This window comes from Actinoplanes sp. NPDC049599, assembly GCF_044465625.1.
Classification (GTDB): Bacteria; Actinomycetota; Actinomycetes; order Mycobacteriales; family Micromonosporaceae; genus Actinoplanes.
This window is the reverse complement of record NZ_JBITLX010000003.1, coordinates 184,236-197,434: the sequence shown is the minus strand read 5'-3', so window position 1 is coordinate 197,434 and position 13,199 is coordinate 184,236. Positions and strand designations below refer to the sequence as shown.

14 protein-coding genes are annotated in these 13,199 nt (G+C 72.0%); 5 read left to right on the top strand and 9 right to left on the bottom strand.

Annotated features, from left to right (window positions below; all coding sequences use genetic code 11):
- Nucleotides 1-34: 34 nt before the first annotated feature.
- Complete coding sequence (locus tag ACIBQZ_RS07105; RefSeq protein ID WP_396087556.1) at nucleotides 35-1,384, top strand: MFS transporter; 1,350 nt, start codon at nucleotides 35-37, stop codon at nucleotides 1,382-1,384.
- Nucleotides 1,385-1,388: 4 nt separating this feature from the next.
- Here ACIBQZ_RS07105 and ACIBQZ_RS07100 read toward each other — a convergent pair whose 3' ends face one another.
- The 4 genes from ACIBQZ_RS07100 to ACIBQZ_RS07085 are packed head-to-tail and all read right to left on the bottom strand — an operon-like array spanning nucleotide 1,389 to nucleotide 3,422.
- Nucleotides 1,389-1,973 (bottom strand): phosphoesterase PA-phosphatase, encoded by a 585-nt coding sequence (locus tag ACIBQZ_RS07100; RefSeq protein WP_396087555.1) that lies wholly within the window; start codon nucleotides 1,971-1,973, stop codon nucleotides 1,389-1,391.
- Nucleotides 1,974-1,984: 11 nt separating this feature from the next.
- Nucleotides 1,985-2,284: an ArsR/SmtB family transcription factor gene (locus ACIBQZ_RS07095; protein WP_396087554.1), complete on the bottom strand. Its 300-nt coding sequence runs from the start codon at nucleotides 2,282-2,284 to the stop codon at nucleotides 1,985-1,987.
- A 30-nt stretch (nucleotides 2,285-2,314) separates the two neighbouring features.
- A complete protein-coding gene (locus ACIBQZ_RS07090) occupies nucleotides 2,315-2,926 on the bottom strand; it encodes a DUF402 domain-containing protein (protein ID WP_396087553.1) in 612 nt (203 codons plus the stop codon).
- Nucleotides 2,907-3,422, bottom strand: a complete 516-nt coding sequence (locus tag ACIBQZ_RS07085) for a MarR family winged helix-turn-helix transcriptional regulator (RefSeq protein ID WP_396087552.1) — start codon at nucleotides 3,420-3,422, stop codon at nucleotides 2,907-2,909. The genes ACIBQZ_RS07090 and ACIBQZ_RS07085 overlap by 20 nt, the downstream gene beginning before the upstream one ends.
- Before the next feature lie 88 nt (nucleotides 3,423-3,510).
- Between ACIBQZ_RS07085 and ACIBQZ_RS07080 the strand changes: the two genes are divergently transcribed.
- Nucleotides 3,511-4,083 (top strand): NADPH-dependent FMN reductase, encoded by a 573-nt coding sequence (locus tag ACIBQZ_RS07080; RefSeq protein ID WP_396087551.1) that lies wholly within the window; start codon nucleotides 3,511-3,513, stop codon nucleotides 4,081-4,083.
- Nucleotides 4,084-4,146: 63 nt separating this feature from the next.
- Here the strand turns inward: ACIBQZ_RS07080 and ACIBQZ_RS07075 are convergent, their stop codons facing one another.
- On the bottom strand, nucleotides 4,147-4,605 hold the full coding sequence (locus tag ACIBQZ_RS07075) for a lamin tail domain-containing protein (protein WP_396087549.1): 459 nt from the start codon (nucleotides 4,603-4,605) through the stop codon (nucleotides 4,147-4,149).
- 288 nt (nucleotides 4,606-4,893) lie between these two features.
- Between ACIBQZ_RS07075 and ACIBQZ_RS07070 the strand changes: the two genes are divergently transcribed.
- From ACIBQZ_RS07070 to ACIBQZ_RS07060, 3 genes are all read left to right on the top strand, one after another.
- Nucleotides 4,894-5,838: a G5 domain-containing protein gene (locus tag ACIBQZ_RS07070; protein WP_396087548.1), complete on the top strand. Its 945-nt coding sequence runs from the start codon at nucleotides 4,894-4,896 to the stop codon at nucleotides 5,836-5,838.
- Between the two features lie 239 nt (nucleotides 5,839-6,077).
- Entirely contained in the window at nucleotides 6,078-6,911 is an 834-nt protein-coding gene (locus tag ACIBQZ_RS07065; RefSeq protein ID WP_396087547.1) for a nucleotidyltransferase domain-containing protein, read from the top strand.
- Nucleotides 6,908-7,645, top strand: a complete 738-nt coding sequence (locus ACIBQZ_RS07060) for a Type 1 glutamine amidotransferase-like domain-containing protein (RefSeq protein WP_396087546.1) — start codon at nucleotides 6,908-6,910, stop codon at nucleotides 7,643-7,645. The genes ACIBQZ_RS07065 and ACIBQZ_RS07060 overlap by 4 nt, the downstream gene beginning before the upstream one ends.
- A gap of 33 nt (nucleotides 7,646-7,678) precedes the next feature.
- Here ACIBQZ_RS07060 and ACIBQZ_RS07055 read toward each other — a convergent pair whose 3' ends face one another.
- From ACIBQZ_RS07055 to ACIBQZ_RS07040, 4 genes are all read right to left on the bottom strand, one after another.
- Complete coding sequence (locus tag ACIBQZ_RS07055; protein WP_396087545.1) at nucleotides 7,679-9,376, bottom strand: ThuA domain-containing protein; 1,698 nt, start codon at nucleotides 9,374-9,376, stop codon at nucleotides 7,679-7,681.
- Nucleotides 9,373-12,192 carry a PQQ-dependent sugar dehydrogenase gene (locus ACIBQZ_RS07050; RefSeq protein ID WP_396087544.1) on the bottom strand — a complete coding sequence of 940 codons (2,820 nt, stop codon included), beginning with the start codon at nucleotides 12,190-12,192 and terminating at the stop codon, nucleotides 9,373-9,375. The genes ACIBQZ_RS07055 and ACIBQZ_RS07050 overlap by 4 nt, the downstream gene beginning before the upstream one ends.
- Nucleotides 12,193-12,451: 259 nt before the next feature.
- Nucleotides 12,452-12,814 (bottom strand): PH domain-containing protein, encoded by a 363-nt coding sequence (locus ACIBQZ_RS07045; RefSeq protein WP_396087543.1) that lies wholly within the window; start codon nucleotides 12,812-12,814, stop codon nucleotides 12,452-12,454.
- 10 nt (nucleotides 12,815-12,824) lie between these two features.
- On the bottom strand, nucleotides 12,825-13,136 hold the full coding sequence (locus tag ACIBQZ_RS07040) for a 4a-hydroxytetrahydrobiopterin dehydratase (RefSeq protein WP_212994216.1): 312 nt from the start codon (nucleotides 13,134-13,136) through the stop codon (nucleotides 12,825-12,827).
- Nucleotides 13,137-13,199: the final 63 nt, after the last annotated feature.

The window sequence follows — 13,199 nt, the reverse complement described above, 5'->3', positions numbered from 1 at the left end:
ACCTCAACCCCGGGTGAGGTTCTAGGTTCGGGTGGTGAGTGTGGACAGCGAGACCCCGCGGGCCGGCCTGCTGGGGCGGCCGTACGCCCTGGCCACCGTCGGTGCGTGGAGCCTGGTCTTCCTGGCCGCCTTCGAGTCCCTGGCCGTCACCACGATCATGCCGATCGTCACCAGCGACCTGGACGGCCGGGGGCTGTACGCGCTCGCCTTCTCCTCGACGCTGGCCGCCGGGGTGGTCGGCATGGTCGCGATCGGCTCCTGGGCCGACCGGCGGGGCCCGGCCGTGCCGCTGTTCACCGCGATCGCCGTCTTCGCGGTCGGGCTCGCCATCGCCGGTACGGCCGTGTCCATGCCGGTGTTCGTGGCGGCGCGGTTCCTCCAGGGCCTCGGCGCCGGCGGCATGACCGTCGCCCTGTACGTGCTGGTCGCGCTGGTCTATCCGGCCGCGCTGCACATCAGGATCTTCGGGGCGTTCGCGTCCGCCTGGGTGCTGCCGTCGATGGTCGGGCCGTTCGTCGCCGGCTTTGTCGCCGACGCCCTGAGCTGGCACTGGGTCTTTCTGGGGGTGGTCGCGCTGGTCGCGGTGGCGGCGGCGCTGATGCTGCCCGCCGTACGCGGTCGTGATCGGGCCCCGGCCGACCGGGTGCCGGCGTCGGCGGCGGATGCGCGCCGGGTCGCCGAGGCCGCGGTGGTCGCGGTCTGCGTGGTGGCGCTCAGTTCGCTGGGTGAGCTCGACCCCGGTGTGGCCTGGCTGCTGGCGCCGGTCGCGGTCGGGGCGATCGGCCTCGCGCTGCGTCATCTGGTGCCCCGGGGCACCTACCGGGTCCGCGCCGGTCTGCCGGCCACGGTGGTGCTGTGCGGTGTCGCCGGCGGGGTCTTCTTCGGCACGGAGGTCTATCTGCCGCTGCTGCTGCACGACCGCTACGGGCTGCCGTCCTGGCTGTCCGGCATCACGCTGACCGCGGGCGCGGTCGCGTGGGCGCTGGCCTCGGCGGTGCAGGCCCGGCTGGGCGAGCGGCTCGACCCGGGTACGGCGGTCCGCACCGGCGCCCTGCTCCTGGCGGGTGGGGCCGCGCTGGAGCTGGCGACGGCGGCCCTGCACCTGCCCCCGGCGGTGGCGGCGGTCGGCTGGTTCGCGGCCGGGGCGGGCATGGGCACGTTGTATCCGCGGATCAGCACGCTGGTGCTGGCGCTGTCGGCGCCGGGCGAGAAGGGCTTCAACACCGCGGCGAAGAGCATCACGGACGCGGTGGGTGGCAGCGCGGCGCTGGCGATCGCCGGCCTGCTCTTCCGGCCGGCGCCCTTCGTCGGCCCGTTCACCTTCACCACGCTGCTCGGCGTCGCCACCGTCCTGGTGGCCGTGCGGGTGGCCCGCAGCACCTGAGGGGTCAGCGCAGGGCCGGGAAGACGGTGCCCGCGATGACGGCGCCGACCAGGGCGCCGGCGACCACCTGGGCCGTGGTGTGCGCGGCGAGGCGGACGCGTGCCCAGCAGGCCAGCAGCACCAGCGGCACGCCGAGCAGGGCGAGCGGGCCGTAGATCGCCGTGAGGGTGGCCGCCGTGCCCGCCGCCACGCCCGCGTGGATCGACATCTTCCACCAGTGCGTGACCGCGGTGAACACCACCAGGCCGACGCCGCCAGCGGCCAGCAGCGCCAGCACCTCACGCGGGGCGCCGAGCAGCACCAGGGCCACCAGGCCGGCCGCCACCGACGCGATGCCGAACAGCAGCGGGACCCGGCGGTGCTCGCGTTCCGGGATGTGGTGGCTGCTCAGCCGGCCCTGCCGGACGCCGCGGAGCACGTAGACCAGCGGGATGCCGGCGGCGAACAGCGCCCCGGGCAGGCCCCACCAGCGGGACACCCCGTCCCGGTCGCCGGCGTGCCAGCCGACCACCAGCATCAGGCCCGCGACCAGCACGGCGGGGGCGAAGATCTCGGAGGCGATCCGGGCGGTCCGATCAGCGGTGGGCACGCTTCATGATCTCAGGCGGCCCGGGCGACCTCCGCCGAGGAGAAGTCGTACGGGCTGAGCCAGGCGTGGATGGCCTTGAGCGGTTCCGGGTCCAGCCGGTACAGCCGGTGCCGGCCGACGTCGCGGACCCGCACCAGGCCGACCTCGCGGAGCACCCGCAGGTGCTTGGAGACCTGCGGCTGGGTCAGGCCGAGCAGCTCGACGAGGTGGTTGACCGGGCGCTCACCGGCCGCCAGCAGGTCGAGGATCTCCCGGCGCCGGGGCTCGGCCACCGCGTTGAACGCGTCCGTTGTCGTCGCCGCTCGTGCCATCGGCCGATCGTATACCCATAACGACATGCTTCACCGGGTGGCGGCGTCCCACCAGGGCGGCAGCGTGGCCGGGGCCCACTCCGGCGGCGGCGTGAAGTCCAGCCAGGTGCCGTCGAACGGGAACGTCGCGGTCTGTGCCAGCTTGCCCAGCCGGGCACCCTCGGCGCGGACGGTCGCCGCCTCCGCCGGGTCCAGGGCGCCCAGGTCCTCCTCGTCCTTGAACTGCCACGAGTGGTCCGCCGCGACCAGCACGTCGAGCGTCTGGTCGTGCGAGTCGACGCCGCCGGCCCAGCGTCGGGCCGGGGTCTCGAGGTTGGCGTACCAGCCGGCGAAGGTGCCGTCGGCCTGCCAGCTCCACGAGACGGCGTGCGGCGCGCCGGGCGGCAGGAGCAGCAGGGAGCGGTAGCCCTGGCGGCGTACCGGGGAGAGCATCGTCGGCATGGCCAGCTCGGCGGCGACCGGAAGGTGCCGGGTGGGCGCGCCGGCCAGGTCCGTGCGCCGCATCGACTCGGCGCCGATGTCGACGAACAGCAGCAGCCCGCGGTCGTCGTCCGCGACGACCCGGGCGGCCTGGACCGCGGCCAGCCGGCGGTCACGGTGCAGGAACCGCCGGACGATCACCTCACCGCTGCGGAACGTCATGAGCGGCACTCTGGCACGGCTGCCCGCCGCCGCCCGCCATCGCCTCGAGAACCGCGGCGAGCCGGTCCAGATCCAAGCCCTCCAGGTGATCCACGATGTGCCGGCGCACGCTCGCCAGGTGGGTCGGCCAGGCCCGCCGGAGCCGGGCCAGGCCGCTGTCGGTGAGCACCGCGTTGAGCCCGCGGGCGTCCCGCTCGCAGCGGATCCGCCGCAGGTCACCCTGAGACTCCAGCTTGCCGGCCAGCCGGGTCATCCCGCTCAGCGACATGTCGCAGGCGGCGGCCAGCTCGCTCATCCGCATCAGGCCGTGCTCGGCTTCCGAGAGGTGCCGCAGCACCGAATACTCGCTGAGCGACATGCGCTGCTCGTCCTGCAGGTCCGCGTCGAGCACCCGCGGCATCACCAGCATGAGCCGGCCCAGCGCCCGCATCACCGCCTCCTCGCCCGGGCTCAGCGGCAGCGCCGCGGGCGGCCCGGCGGGGAGGGTGGCGGACATGACAAAGATCCTACGACCTTGACACCACGCCGCCCAGGCCTATTTGCTTGACGAAGCAAACACTGTCTTGAACAACGGAGTCCTGGTCATGACCAAGATCGGCATCATTCTCGGCAGCACCCGCCCCGGCCGTAACGGCGAAGCGGTCGCCAAGTGGGTCCTGGAGCTGGCGGCCCGGCGCACCGACGCGGAGTTCGAGCTGGTCGACCTGCTCGACTACAAGCTGCCGCACCTCGACGAGCCGGTGCCGCCGTCGATGGCGCAGTACAGCCAGGCGCACACCCTGGAGTGGGCCGCCAAGATCGCGTCCTTCGACGGCTTCGTGATCGTGACCCCGGAGTACAACCACGCCACCTCCGGCGTGCTCAAGAACGCCATCGACTTCCTCTTCGCCGAGTGGAACAACAAGGCCGTCGGCTTCGTCGGCTACGGCTCGGTCGGCGGCGCGCGCGCCGTGGAGTCGCTGCGCCTCATCGCCGGCGAGCTGATGATGGCGGACGTCCGCGCGGCGGTCACGCTGTCGCTGGCCACCGACTTCGTCAACTACAGCCAGTTCACCCCGGGCGCCCACCAGGCGGCCGCGCTGACCACCGTGCTGGACCAGGTCGTGGCGTGGAGCACCGCCCTCGCGCCGCTGCGGGCGACGACCGTCGCCGCCTGACGGCGACACCGCGGAAGCGGCCGGCCGCCGGGGCGAGCAGAGCGTCCCGGCGGCCGGCTTTCCTCAGCAGGCGACCCAGGTACGGTTCTTCTTCGCCTTCCAGGAGCAGGAGTCCAGCGCCTTGCCCGCGGCGTTGCGCAGGCGCGCGGTGTCGCCGGTGTTGTTCCAGACGTAGTTGCCGCTGCCCCAGTAGACGTTCTTGGTCGTGTTGCTGCCCTTGCCGGTGTGCACCCAGACCCGGCCGCCGTTCGCCGCGATCGTGGTGCTGCCGAACGTGTACACGTGGTTGGACGCGTCGCGGATGGTGTAGCCCTTCAGGTTGACCTTCGTGCTGCCGCTGTTGACGAGCGAGATCCACTCCGCGTTCAGGCTCTTGTTGCTGCGGGTGTCCTTGCCCGGGGAGTCGTACTGGGCGCCGTGGAAGCGCAGGCTGGGCGTGGCCGCCGATGCCGGGCTGCCGGCCGCCAGGGTGCCGGCGAGGGCCACCACCGCCGCCGCGAGGATGCTGATTGTTCTGCGCACCGTACCTCCAGGGTTCGTGGGCGAGTGCGAGCATTGTCGGCTCGCCGCGGCGGGTGGTGGAGGACGTGGAGTGCGGCGCGGCGGTCCGAAACCGATCACCTCTCGGTGGTGTCGGACAGCCGTTGGGACGCTGCGCGTCATCCTTTCGGGTGCGGGACTGATGCTGGCGCCGTGGCTGCGCGGAAGCATAATGTTTTGGTGCTAAACCAGACATCTAGTGATTCCTGGCAGCATCTACTCGAAATGCCGCGAAAGACATTCTGGTCGCGGCTGCCATTCGGGGTACGGATGGCCACTGCCGGGCTCGGGGTGCTCGCCCTCGTGGCCGGCACCGCAGGCGGGATCGCCGCCCTGACCAGTAATGACACACGTGTCGTCACCGCCGTCGGACAGGCGGCGCCGGTCGTCGACCTGCCCGCCGCGGAGGTGCCGGTGCAGCCACCGGCCGGGCAGACGGGCCTGGGCTCCGGCACCGGCGCCGTCGGCCACGCCCAGGCCGAACGCGAGGCCGACGAGACCCGCTCGGCGCCCGGCGAGGCCGACCGTACGGCGACCCGCACGCCACGCCGGCCGGCCTCGGTGCCCCGGGACAGCGCCGGGGCGGCTGCCGTCGCGCCGGGTGTCGGCGCCGCCGCGGCCGGGCCGGGCGCGGCCGTCGCGCCGGCCGGCCCGCAGATCCGCACCGGACAGGTCTCCGAGACCGAGGCCATCCCGTTCCGCACCACCCTGGTCCGAGACCCTGCGCTGCCGCGCGGCAGCCGGGAGATCCGGACGCCGGGCGCGCCTGGCGAGCGGCTGTTGCGGTACGAGGTCACCTACACCGGGGATCGGGAGACGAGCCGGCGGCTGCTGGACTCGGCGGTGACCCGCGAGCCGCGGAACCGGGTCGTCGCCGTCGGCACCCGGGGGCGCGGTGACCGGCCCGGCGCCGACCACGGGAAGGACCGGGGCCGGGGCCACGACCGCCCCGACCGCCCCGACCGCCCCGGCCGGCACGACCGCCCCGACCGGGATTGCCGGCTGCTCGGGTCGTGCGTCCAGCTGGACCACGGCACGGAGTGCACCGACGGCGACAAGTTCGACGCCCGCCACGAGGGCATCATCGACGGCGACCTCAGCCTGCTCGACCCGTCCGACATCGACGAGCTGGAGCTGACCCTGCCCTGCGAGGATGAGCCGGACGACGCGGACTGGGCCGAGGACGACGCGGACTGGGACGACGGCGACGAGTGACTCGCCGGCGGTGACCGGGCGGGCCACGCAGAATGCCCCGACGGGCGCGTCGTTCGCCGGCCGCCGCGCGGGCGGCCGGCCTGACCGTGCTCGACGTCCGGCTTCGAGGTGGAGAAGGTCCTGCCCCGGCTGCGTGCGGTGCACGACGGCATCCGGTCCCGGGGCCTGTTCGTGTCGTACGCCAAGCGTGTCCTGATCGAGGCCCGCAAACCGTCCTGAGGTACGCGAGGATGGTCGGCGTGGCGTTGAGTGAGCAGCGGCTGGGCGAGCTGGCCGCCGAGCTGGCCGCGGTGCCCGGGGTGGCCGGGGTGCTGCTGGGCGGGAGCCGGGCGCGTGGCACCCACACCCCCGATTCCGACACCGATCTGGGCATCTACTACCGCCGTCCGGTCGACGTGGCGGCGCTGGGTGAGCTGGCCCGCCGGTTCGGTGGTCCGGGCGCGCAGGTCACGCCGCTGGGCGAGTGGGGGCCGTGGGTGGACGGCGGCGGCTGGCTCACCGTGGACGGCGCGGCGGTGGACTGGATCTACCGGGACGTCGACCGGGTCGCCCACGCCTGGGCGGACGCCGAACAGGGCCGGTACGCCTTCCACGCCCAAGCGGGCCATCCGCTGGGCGTGCCCGACTTCGCGTACCCGGGTGAGCTCGCCCTCGGGGTGGTCCTGGCCGACCCGGCCGGGGAACTGGCGGCGCTGCGCGCGCGGATGCGGGTCTACCCGCCCGCGCTGCGCGACGCGCTGGTGGCCGGGCTGTGGGAGGCCGACTTCCTGGTCGGCGTCGCCCGCGAGGCGGTGACCCGGGGTGACGCGGCCTACGTGGCGGGCTGCCTGTTCCGGCTGACCGGGGTGTGCGCGCATGCCCTGCACGGCGCGGCCGGCCGCTGGCTGATCAACGAGAAGGGCGCGATCGCCGCGGCCGCCGCCCTGCCCGGCGCGCCGCCGCGGTTCCGCGAGCGCACCGACGCCGTCTTCGCCGCGGTGGACGGTGACCCGGTGCACCTGACCGTGGCGCTCGACGCGGCCGCTGACCTCGTTCTGGAGACCGCCGACGCGTGCGCCATGATGACGCGATGACCGCTGATCAACCCACCATCCTCGCCACCAGCGCCGGCTTCGAGCGGGGCCGTTACGGCTTGTTCGACCTGCGGCCGGGCCCCATCCACCGGTTTGCCGCCGAGCTGGCGAACGCCGGTGACACCGCGAAGTTCTGCTTCCTGCACCAGGCCGTCGGCGACCCGGAGAACTGGATCGGCGCGACCTACGCAGCCTTCGCGAAGACCGGCTACCGCGCCTCCCACCTGCAGCTCTTCCCGATGCCCAACCACGACGACATCCGCGCGCACCTGCTCGCGCAGGACGTGATCTGGGTCAACGGCGGCAGCGTGGCGAACCTGGTCGCGGTGTGGCGGGTGCACGGGCTCGAGGAGATCCTGCACGAGGCCTGGCAGGCGGGCGTGGTGCTGGGCGGCGTCTCGGCCGGTTCGATCTGCTGGCACCAGGGCGGCAGCACCGACAGCTACGGCTACGACCTGCGCGGGTTCACCGACGGGCTGGGCTGGCTGCCGTACAGCAACGGGGTGCACTACGACGCCGAGGAGCAGCGCCGGCCGACGATGCACCGGCTCATCGGCGACGGCACGCTGGGCGACGGCTACGCGACCGACGACGGGGCCGGGCTGGTCTACCGCGGCACCGAGCTGGCCGAGGTCGTGGCCGACAAGGAAGGCCCGCGGGGCTACGAGCTCAAGCGGGCAGCGGACGGCTCGGTGACCGAGACGCCGCTGCCCACCCGCGTGCTGAGCTACTGAGCCCACCCGCGGCGGAAAACCCAGGCAACTTCGTTAAAGGGGCAGCGTCCACTTCTGGTTGGCGGCGCCCAGGCAGTCCCAGATGTGGATCTGCTGGCCGTTCGCCGAGCTGTTCTGGCTGACGTCGAGGCACCGGCCCGACTGCGGGTTGCGCAGCGTCTGGTCGGGTTGCGCCGACCAGTTCTGCGCGCCCGAGCCGTTACAGGTCCACAGCTGCGCCTTGGTGCCGTTGGCGGTGCCGCCGCCGGCCGCGTCCAGGCACTTGCCGAGGGCCTTCACCGGTCCGTTCGGGGTCACCGTCCACTTCTGCGCGTTGGTGCCGTTGCAGGTGTAGAGCTGGATCTTCGTACCGTCGGCGGTGCCGGCGCCGGCCACGTCGAGGCACTTGCCCGCCAGCCCGACGATCGGGCCGGTGCCGCCCGCCGGCGGCGGGGTCACGCCCAGCTCCTTGATCCGCACGTTGCGGAACGCGGCGTCGTCACCGTCGCCGTGGTTCTGCAGTCCGATGTGGCCGGCCAGCGAGCGGACCGGGTCGGTGTTGGTGAAGTCGTTGATCCTGGTGCCGTTCAGGAAGACCTGCAGCCGCTCGCCCTCGACGAGCAACTCGTAGGTGTTCCACTCGCCCGGCGGGTTGAGCGCGGCGTCGCGGGCCACGAGGTCCGCCGACTTGAACGTGTAGACCGCGCCGGTGGTGCGGTCGGCGGCGTCCGTGGCGTCGATCTGCACCTCGTAGCCGTTGTTCACCGCCGACCACGGGTCGCTCGACGGCGGGAAGCCGAGGAACACCCCGGTGTTGTCGTCGCCGGCCAGCTTCCAGTCCAGCTTCAGCGAGTAGTTGGTGAACTGCTTCTGGCTGTACCAGAACAGGCCCATGCCGCCGATTGAGGTCAGCGTCGCGTCGGTGTTGGTGAAGGCGCCCGGCCCGGCCTGCGACCAGCCGGTGGTGGCGCCGTTGTAGAGCGCGGTGTAGCCCGTCTCCGGCCGGCAGTCGGCGTTGGTCGCCTCGGCCGCGTACCGGATGCCGCCGAGCAGGTGGGCCCGGAAGGCCGGGTCCGCGTACGACTCGATGGTGTGGCCGCCGCCGGTGTAGAAGGACCGGCCGCCCTCGTAGGTCTTGCACCAGACGTGCGGGTGGTCGGCGCCCATCCCGCCGCCGGAGTACGAGCTCTCGTCCAACGTGGCCAGCACGTGCGCGGTGGACCGGGGGTTGGTGCGGTAGTTGTACCACTCGTCGGTGCGGTTCCACCGTTGCGGCAGGTGTGCCGTGGCCGCGTGCGCCCGGTCCTCGAGCACCACCGCGGCCGGCTGGATCGCCGGGTGCGACGCGAAGTACGCGCCGACCAGCTGACCGTAGAACGGCCAGTCGTACTCGGTGTCGGCCGCCGCGTGCACGCCGACGTAACCGCCGCCGCCGCGGATGTAGCCCTCGAACGCGGTCTGCTGGGTGGCGTTCAGGACGTCGCCGGTGGTGTTGAGGAAGACCACGGCCTCGTAGCCGGCCAGCCCGGCCGTGGTGAACGCCGCCGGGTCCTCGGTCGCGGTGACCGAGAAGCCGTTGGCGGCGCCCAGGTCGCGGATGGTCTGGATGCCGGCCGGGATGGCGTCGTGCCGGAACCCGGCCGTGCGGGAGAAGACCAGCACGTCGTAGGGGTCGTCCGCGGCGGCCGCCGGGGACGCGACGGCCAGCGTGGCCGGAATCAGCATCAGGGCGGCTAGCGTTTTTCCGATCATGGCAACACCCACTTCTGGTTGGCGGCGCCCAGGCAGTCCCAGATGTGGATCTGCTGGCCGTCGGCCGAGCTGTTCTGACTGACGTCGAGGCACCGGCCCGACTGCGGGTTGCGCAGGCTGCCGTCGGCGTTCGCGGCCCAGTTCTGCGCCGCGGTGCCGTTGCACGTCCAGAGCTGCGCCTTGGTGCCGTTGGCGGTGGCGCCACCGGCCACGTCCAGGCACTTGCCGAGCGCCTTGACCGTGCTTCCCGCGACGGTCCAGGTCTGCGCGGCGGAACCGTTGCAGGTGTAGAGCTGGATCTTGGTGCCGTCCAGGGTGGCGCCGCCGGCCACGTCGAGACACTTGCTCGCCAGCCCGACGATCGGGCCGACCCGGGCCGCCGCGCTGTTGAGCGTGAACGCGTCCACGTCGAACAACGCGCCGGCGCCGCCGGAGAACGTCAGGTACAGCTGGCCCGTCGTGTTCGGCGCGCCGGAGACCGTACCGGTGACGTCGACGAACGTCTCCCAGCCGCCGGTGAGCGGCACCGTGGCCGAGCCGACGATCGTGCCGGTCGGTGAGCCGGTGCGCAGCTGGAGCGTGCCGCCCACGCCGCCGGAGGACACCCGGGCGGTGAAGGAGGTGACCCCGCTGAGCCGGTACGGCTCGAACGCGATCCAGTCCCCGTTGTTGATGTTGCCGACGGTCTGGCCGCCCTCGGCCGGCGTCTTGCTGAACTTGTCCACCCCGGACGAGGTCTTGTAGTGCTCGGCCTGCCGGTGCCGCGGCTGCAGCGGGTGCTGGGTGTGCGTGGTCAGGCCGCCGGCGTCGGTGTACTCCGCGTCGAAGACCGCGAAGATGTTCGCCGCCGAGTCGTGCTCACCGTCGGCCGGGATGGTGATCGTGCCGGTGCAGCCGTTCTTCGAGGTGATCTGGTGGCCGTGGCTGTCGTGGCCGAGCACGTAGGTCATCTTCACCGCGGCGCAGGTGATCGAGCTGTCCTCGGGGTCGGTGACCGTGATGGAGAACGGGACGGCGTCGCCGTAGGAGAAGAGCGAGCCGCTGGCCGGGCTGTTGATGGTCACCGTCGGCGCGGTGTTGCCGACCGTGACCGTCACGTCGGCCGTGCCGGTCAGCCCCTCGGGATCCCGGGCGGTCAGCGTGACCTGGTACGTCCCGTTGGCCGTGTAGGTCTTCGTCGGGTTGGCCGCCGTCGAGCTGGTGCCGTCGCCGAAGCTCCACGAGTAGCTGAGCGTGCCACCCTCCGGATCGGACGAGCCCGCCGAGGAGAACGTCACGGCCAGCGGCGCCTGCCCGGAGGTGCGGTTCGCGGCAGCCACCGCGGTCGGCGCCCGGTTGGAGCCGGCCAGGTAGTCGAAGCGGTACAGCGCCGAGTTGACGTCACCGTTGAAGTAGCCGGTGCCGTAGTCGAGGACGTACAGCGAGCCCTCGGGGCCGAATGCCATGTCCATCACCTGCTTGCCGGCCCAGGGGAAGGACGAGATCTCGCCGACCGAGCCGTCCGCGCCGACCTTGATCGGCTTGATCCAGCCGCGGCCCAGCTCGCCGGCGAAGAAGTTGCCGTCCAGCGTGGCGGGGAACTTGGTCGGCGAGTTCAGGTTGGCGTCGTAGCGGTAGACCGGGCCGCCCATCGGCGACTCCGAGCCGCTGCCGAACTCCGGCGGGCTGCCGGCGTCACCGGCGTACCGGATCCAGGCCGGCCGGGCCGGCGGCAGCGTGGTCAGGCCGGTGTTGCGGAACGAGTTGTTGGTCGGCCCGCCGGCGCAGTCGTACTTTCCGCCGGTGGCGTTGGTGGCGAAGTTCCACTCGTTGTAGGTCTCGGTGCTGGTGTTGCTGCCGGTGCAGTACGGCCAGCCGTAGTTGCCCGGGCTGGTGATCCGGTTGAACTCGACCTGGCCGCTGGGCCCGCGGCTCGGGCTGGTGGTGCCGGCGTCGGGGCCGTAGTCGCCGAGGTAGACGACGCCGGTGGCCTTGTCCACGCTCATCCGGAACGGGTTGCGGAACCCCATCGCGTAGATCTCCGGCCGGGTGTTCGCCGTGCCCGCCGGGAACAGGTTGCCGGCCGGGACGGTGTACGTCCCGTTCGCGTTCACCTTGATCCGCAGCACCTTGCCGCGCAGGTCGTTGGTGTTGCCGGCGGTGCGCTGCGCGTCGTAGCCGGGGTTGCGGTCGGTGCGCTCGTCCAGCGGCGAGTAGCCGGCCGAGTCGAACGGGTTGCTGTCGTCCCCGGTGGACAGGTACAGGTTGCCGGCCGCGTCGAAGTCGATGTCGCCACCGACGTGACAGCACAGGCCGCGGGTCGCCGGCACGTCCAGCACGTCCACCTTGGAGCCGGTGTTGAGGGTGAAGTCGGCGTTGAGCGTGTAGCGGGAGAGCCGGTTGACGCCGGTCCAGGCGGAGAAGTCCGTGCCGGTGGCGGGGGCGTCGCCGGCCGGGGTGCTCAGCGGCGGGGCGTAGTAGAGGTAGATCTGCCGGTTGGTGGCGAAGCCGGGGTCGACGCCGACGCCCTGCAACCCCTCCTCGTCGTGGCTGTAGACCGCGACGGTGCCGACCACGGAGGTGGCGCCGTTCTTGTCGGTGCGCCGCAGCGTGCCGTTGCGGGCGGTGTGCAGCACCGACGAGTCGGGCAGCACGGCGATGGCCATCGGCTCGCCGGTCTCGGCGACTCCCTTGGCGAGCGTCACCTGCTGGAAGTCGGCGGGGTCGAGGTCGACGGCGGAGACGGGGGCGGGGGTGGCGACCAGGCTCGCTGCCACCAGCAGGGCCACGCCGGCCGCGTATCGAAGCTTGGGGATTCTTCGATGTCTTGAGGACATAGGGGTGTCCGGTCCCTTTCCTGACGTAGGGGAGTTGCCAGGTGTGGGCTACCTTGCGCCGATACGCCGAGCCCTGGCCGACGTCGCGGCCCCGGGAACGACCGCGTCGCGTGTTACCAACGTGTAACAGTGAGCAAACGGTAGTAACTTCTCGTGCGGCTGTCCATACTTTCCGCGTAAGGGCCTCAACTTTCGTCGTTTACAACAAAAAGATGCGCCACTCCGACGTGGAGTGACGCATCGCGGATGGAGGAACGCGTCAGGACGCGTAGTGCAGGATCACGTTGTGCACGTGCTGGGTCTTCTCCGAGCCGCGGAACTCGACCTCGTAGGTGTGCGTGCCCACGTTGATGGCGATCGTGCCGGTGGAGAAGAACTGGCCGGCCCAGCTCTTGTTGCTGACCACGCTCACGCTGCTGACCTTCGAGTACGGGATGCTGGTGATCGCGAAGCGCTTCCCGGCGAAGGACTTGTCCTGGATGATCACGCGACGGGTGGTCAGCCCGATGAAGCCGGTGCCGGCGCCGACGGCGTCGTACACCGCGATGATCTGTTCACCTTCGAGCAGGCCGCTCTCGATCTGCTGGAGCTGGCCCTTGCTGTCGTATATCGGCGCCGTCATGATCCCGAGGTTACTGAGGCCCGACCACTGTGCGGTACGCGTCCTCGATCCGGGCCGCGAGGGTCACCTCACCGTCGGTGATGGTCTCGCCGTCGGAGGCGCCCAGCAGGATCTGCGTGTGACCGTCCATGCGCCGGATGCTGGGCCGTAGGCGCAGCGTGTCGGCGGCGACCTTGATCCGCTCCGTCAGTGCGGCATGCTGACTGTCGTCGCACGCGAGCACGCGCTTCAGCTGCACGCCGTCCTGGGTCCAGCCGCCCAGCACCGCGAGCGCGTCGCTCAAGTAGTCGGAGCGGGTACCCCGGAGTTTCCTGCCCCGCATGGCCGCACCTCCCTGGCGTCGTTGCCGGCTTGTGGCCAAACTGTCGCCGTGTCGTCATGGTCG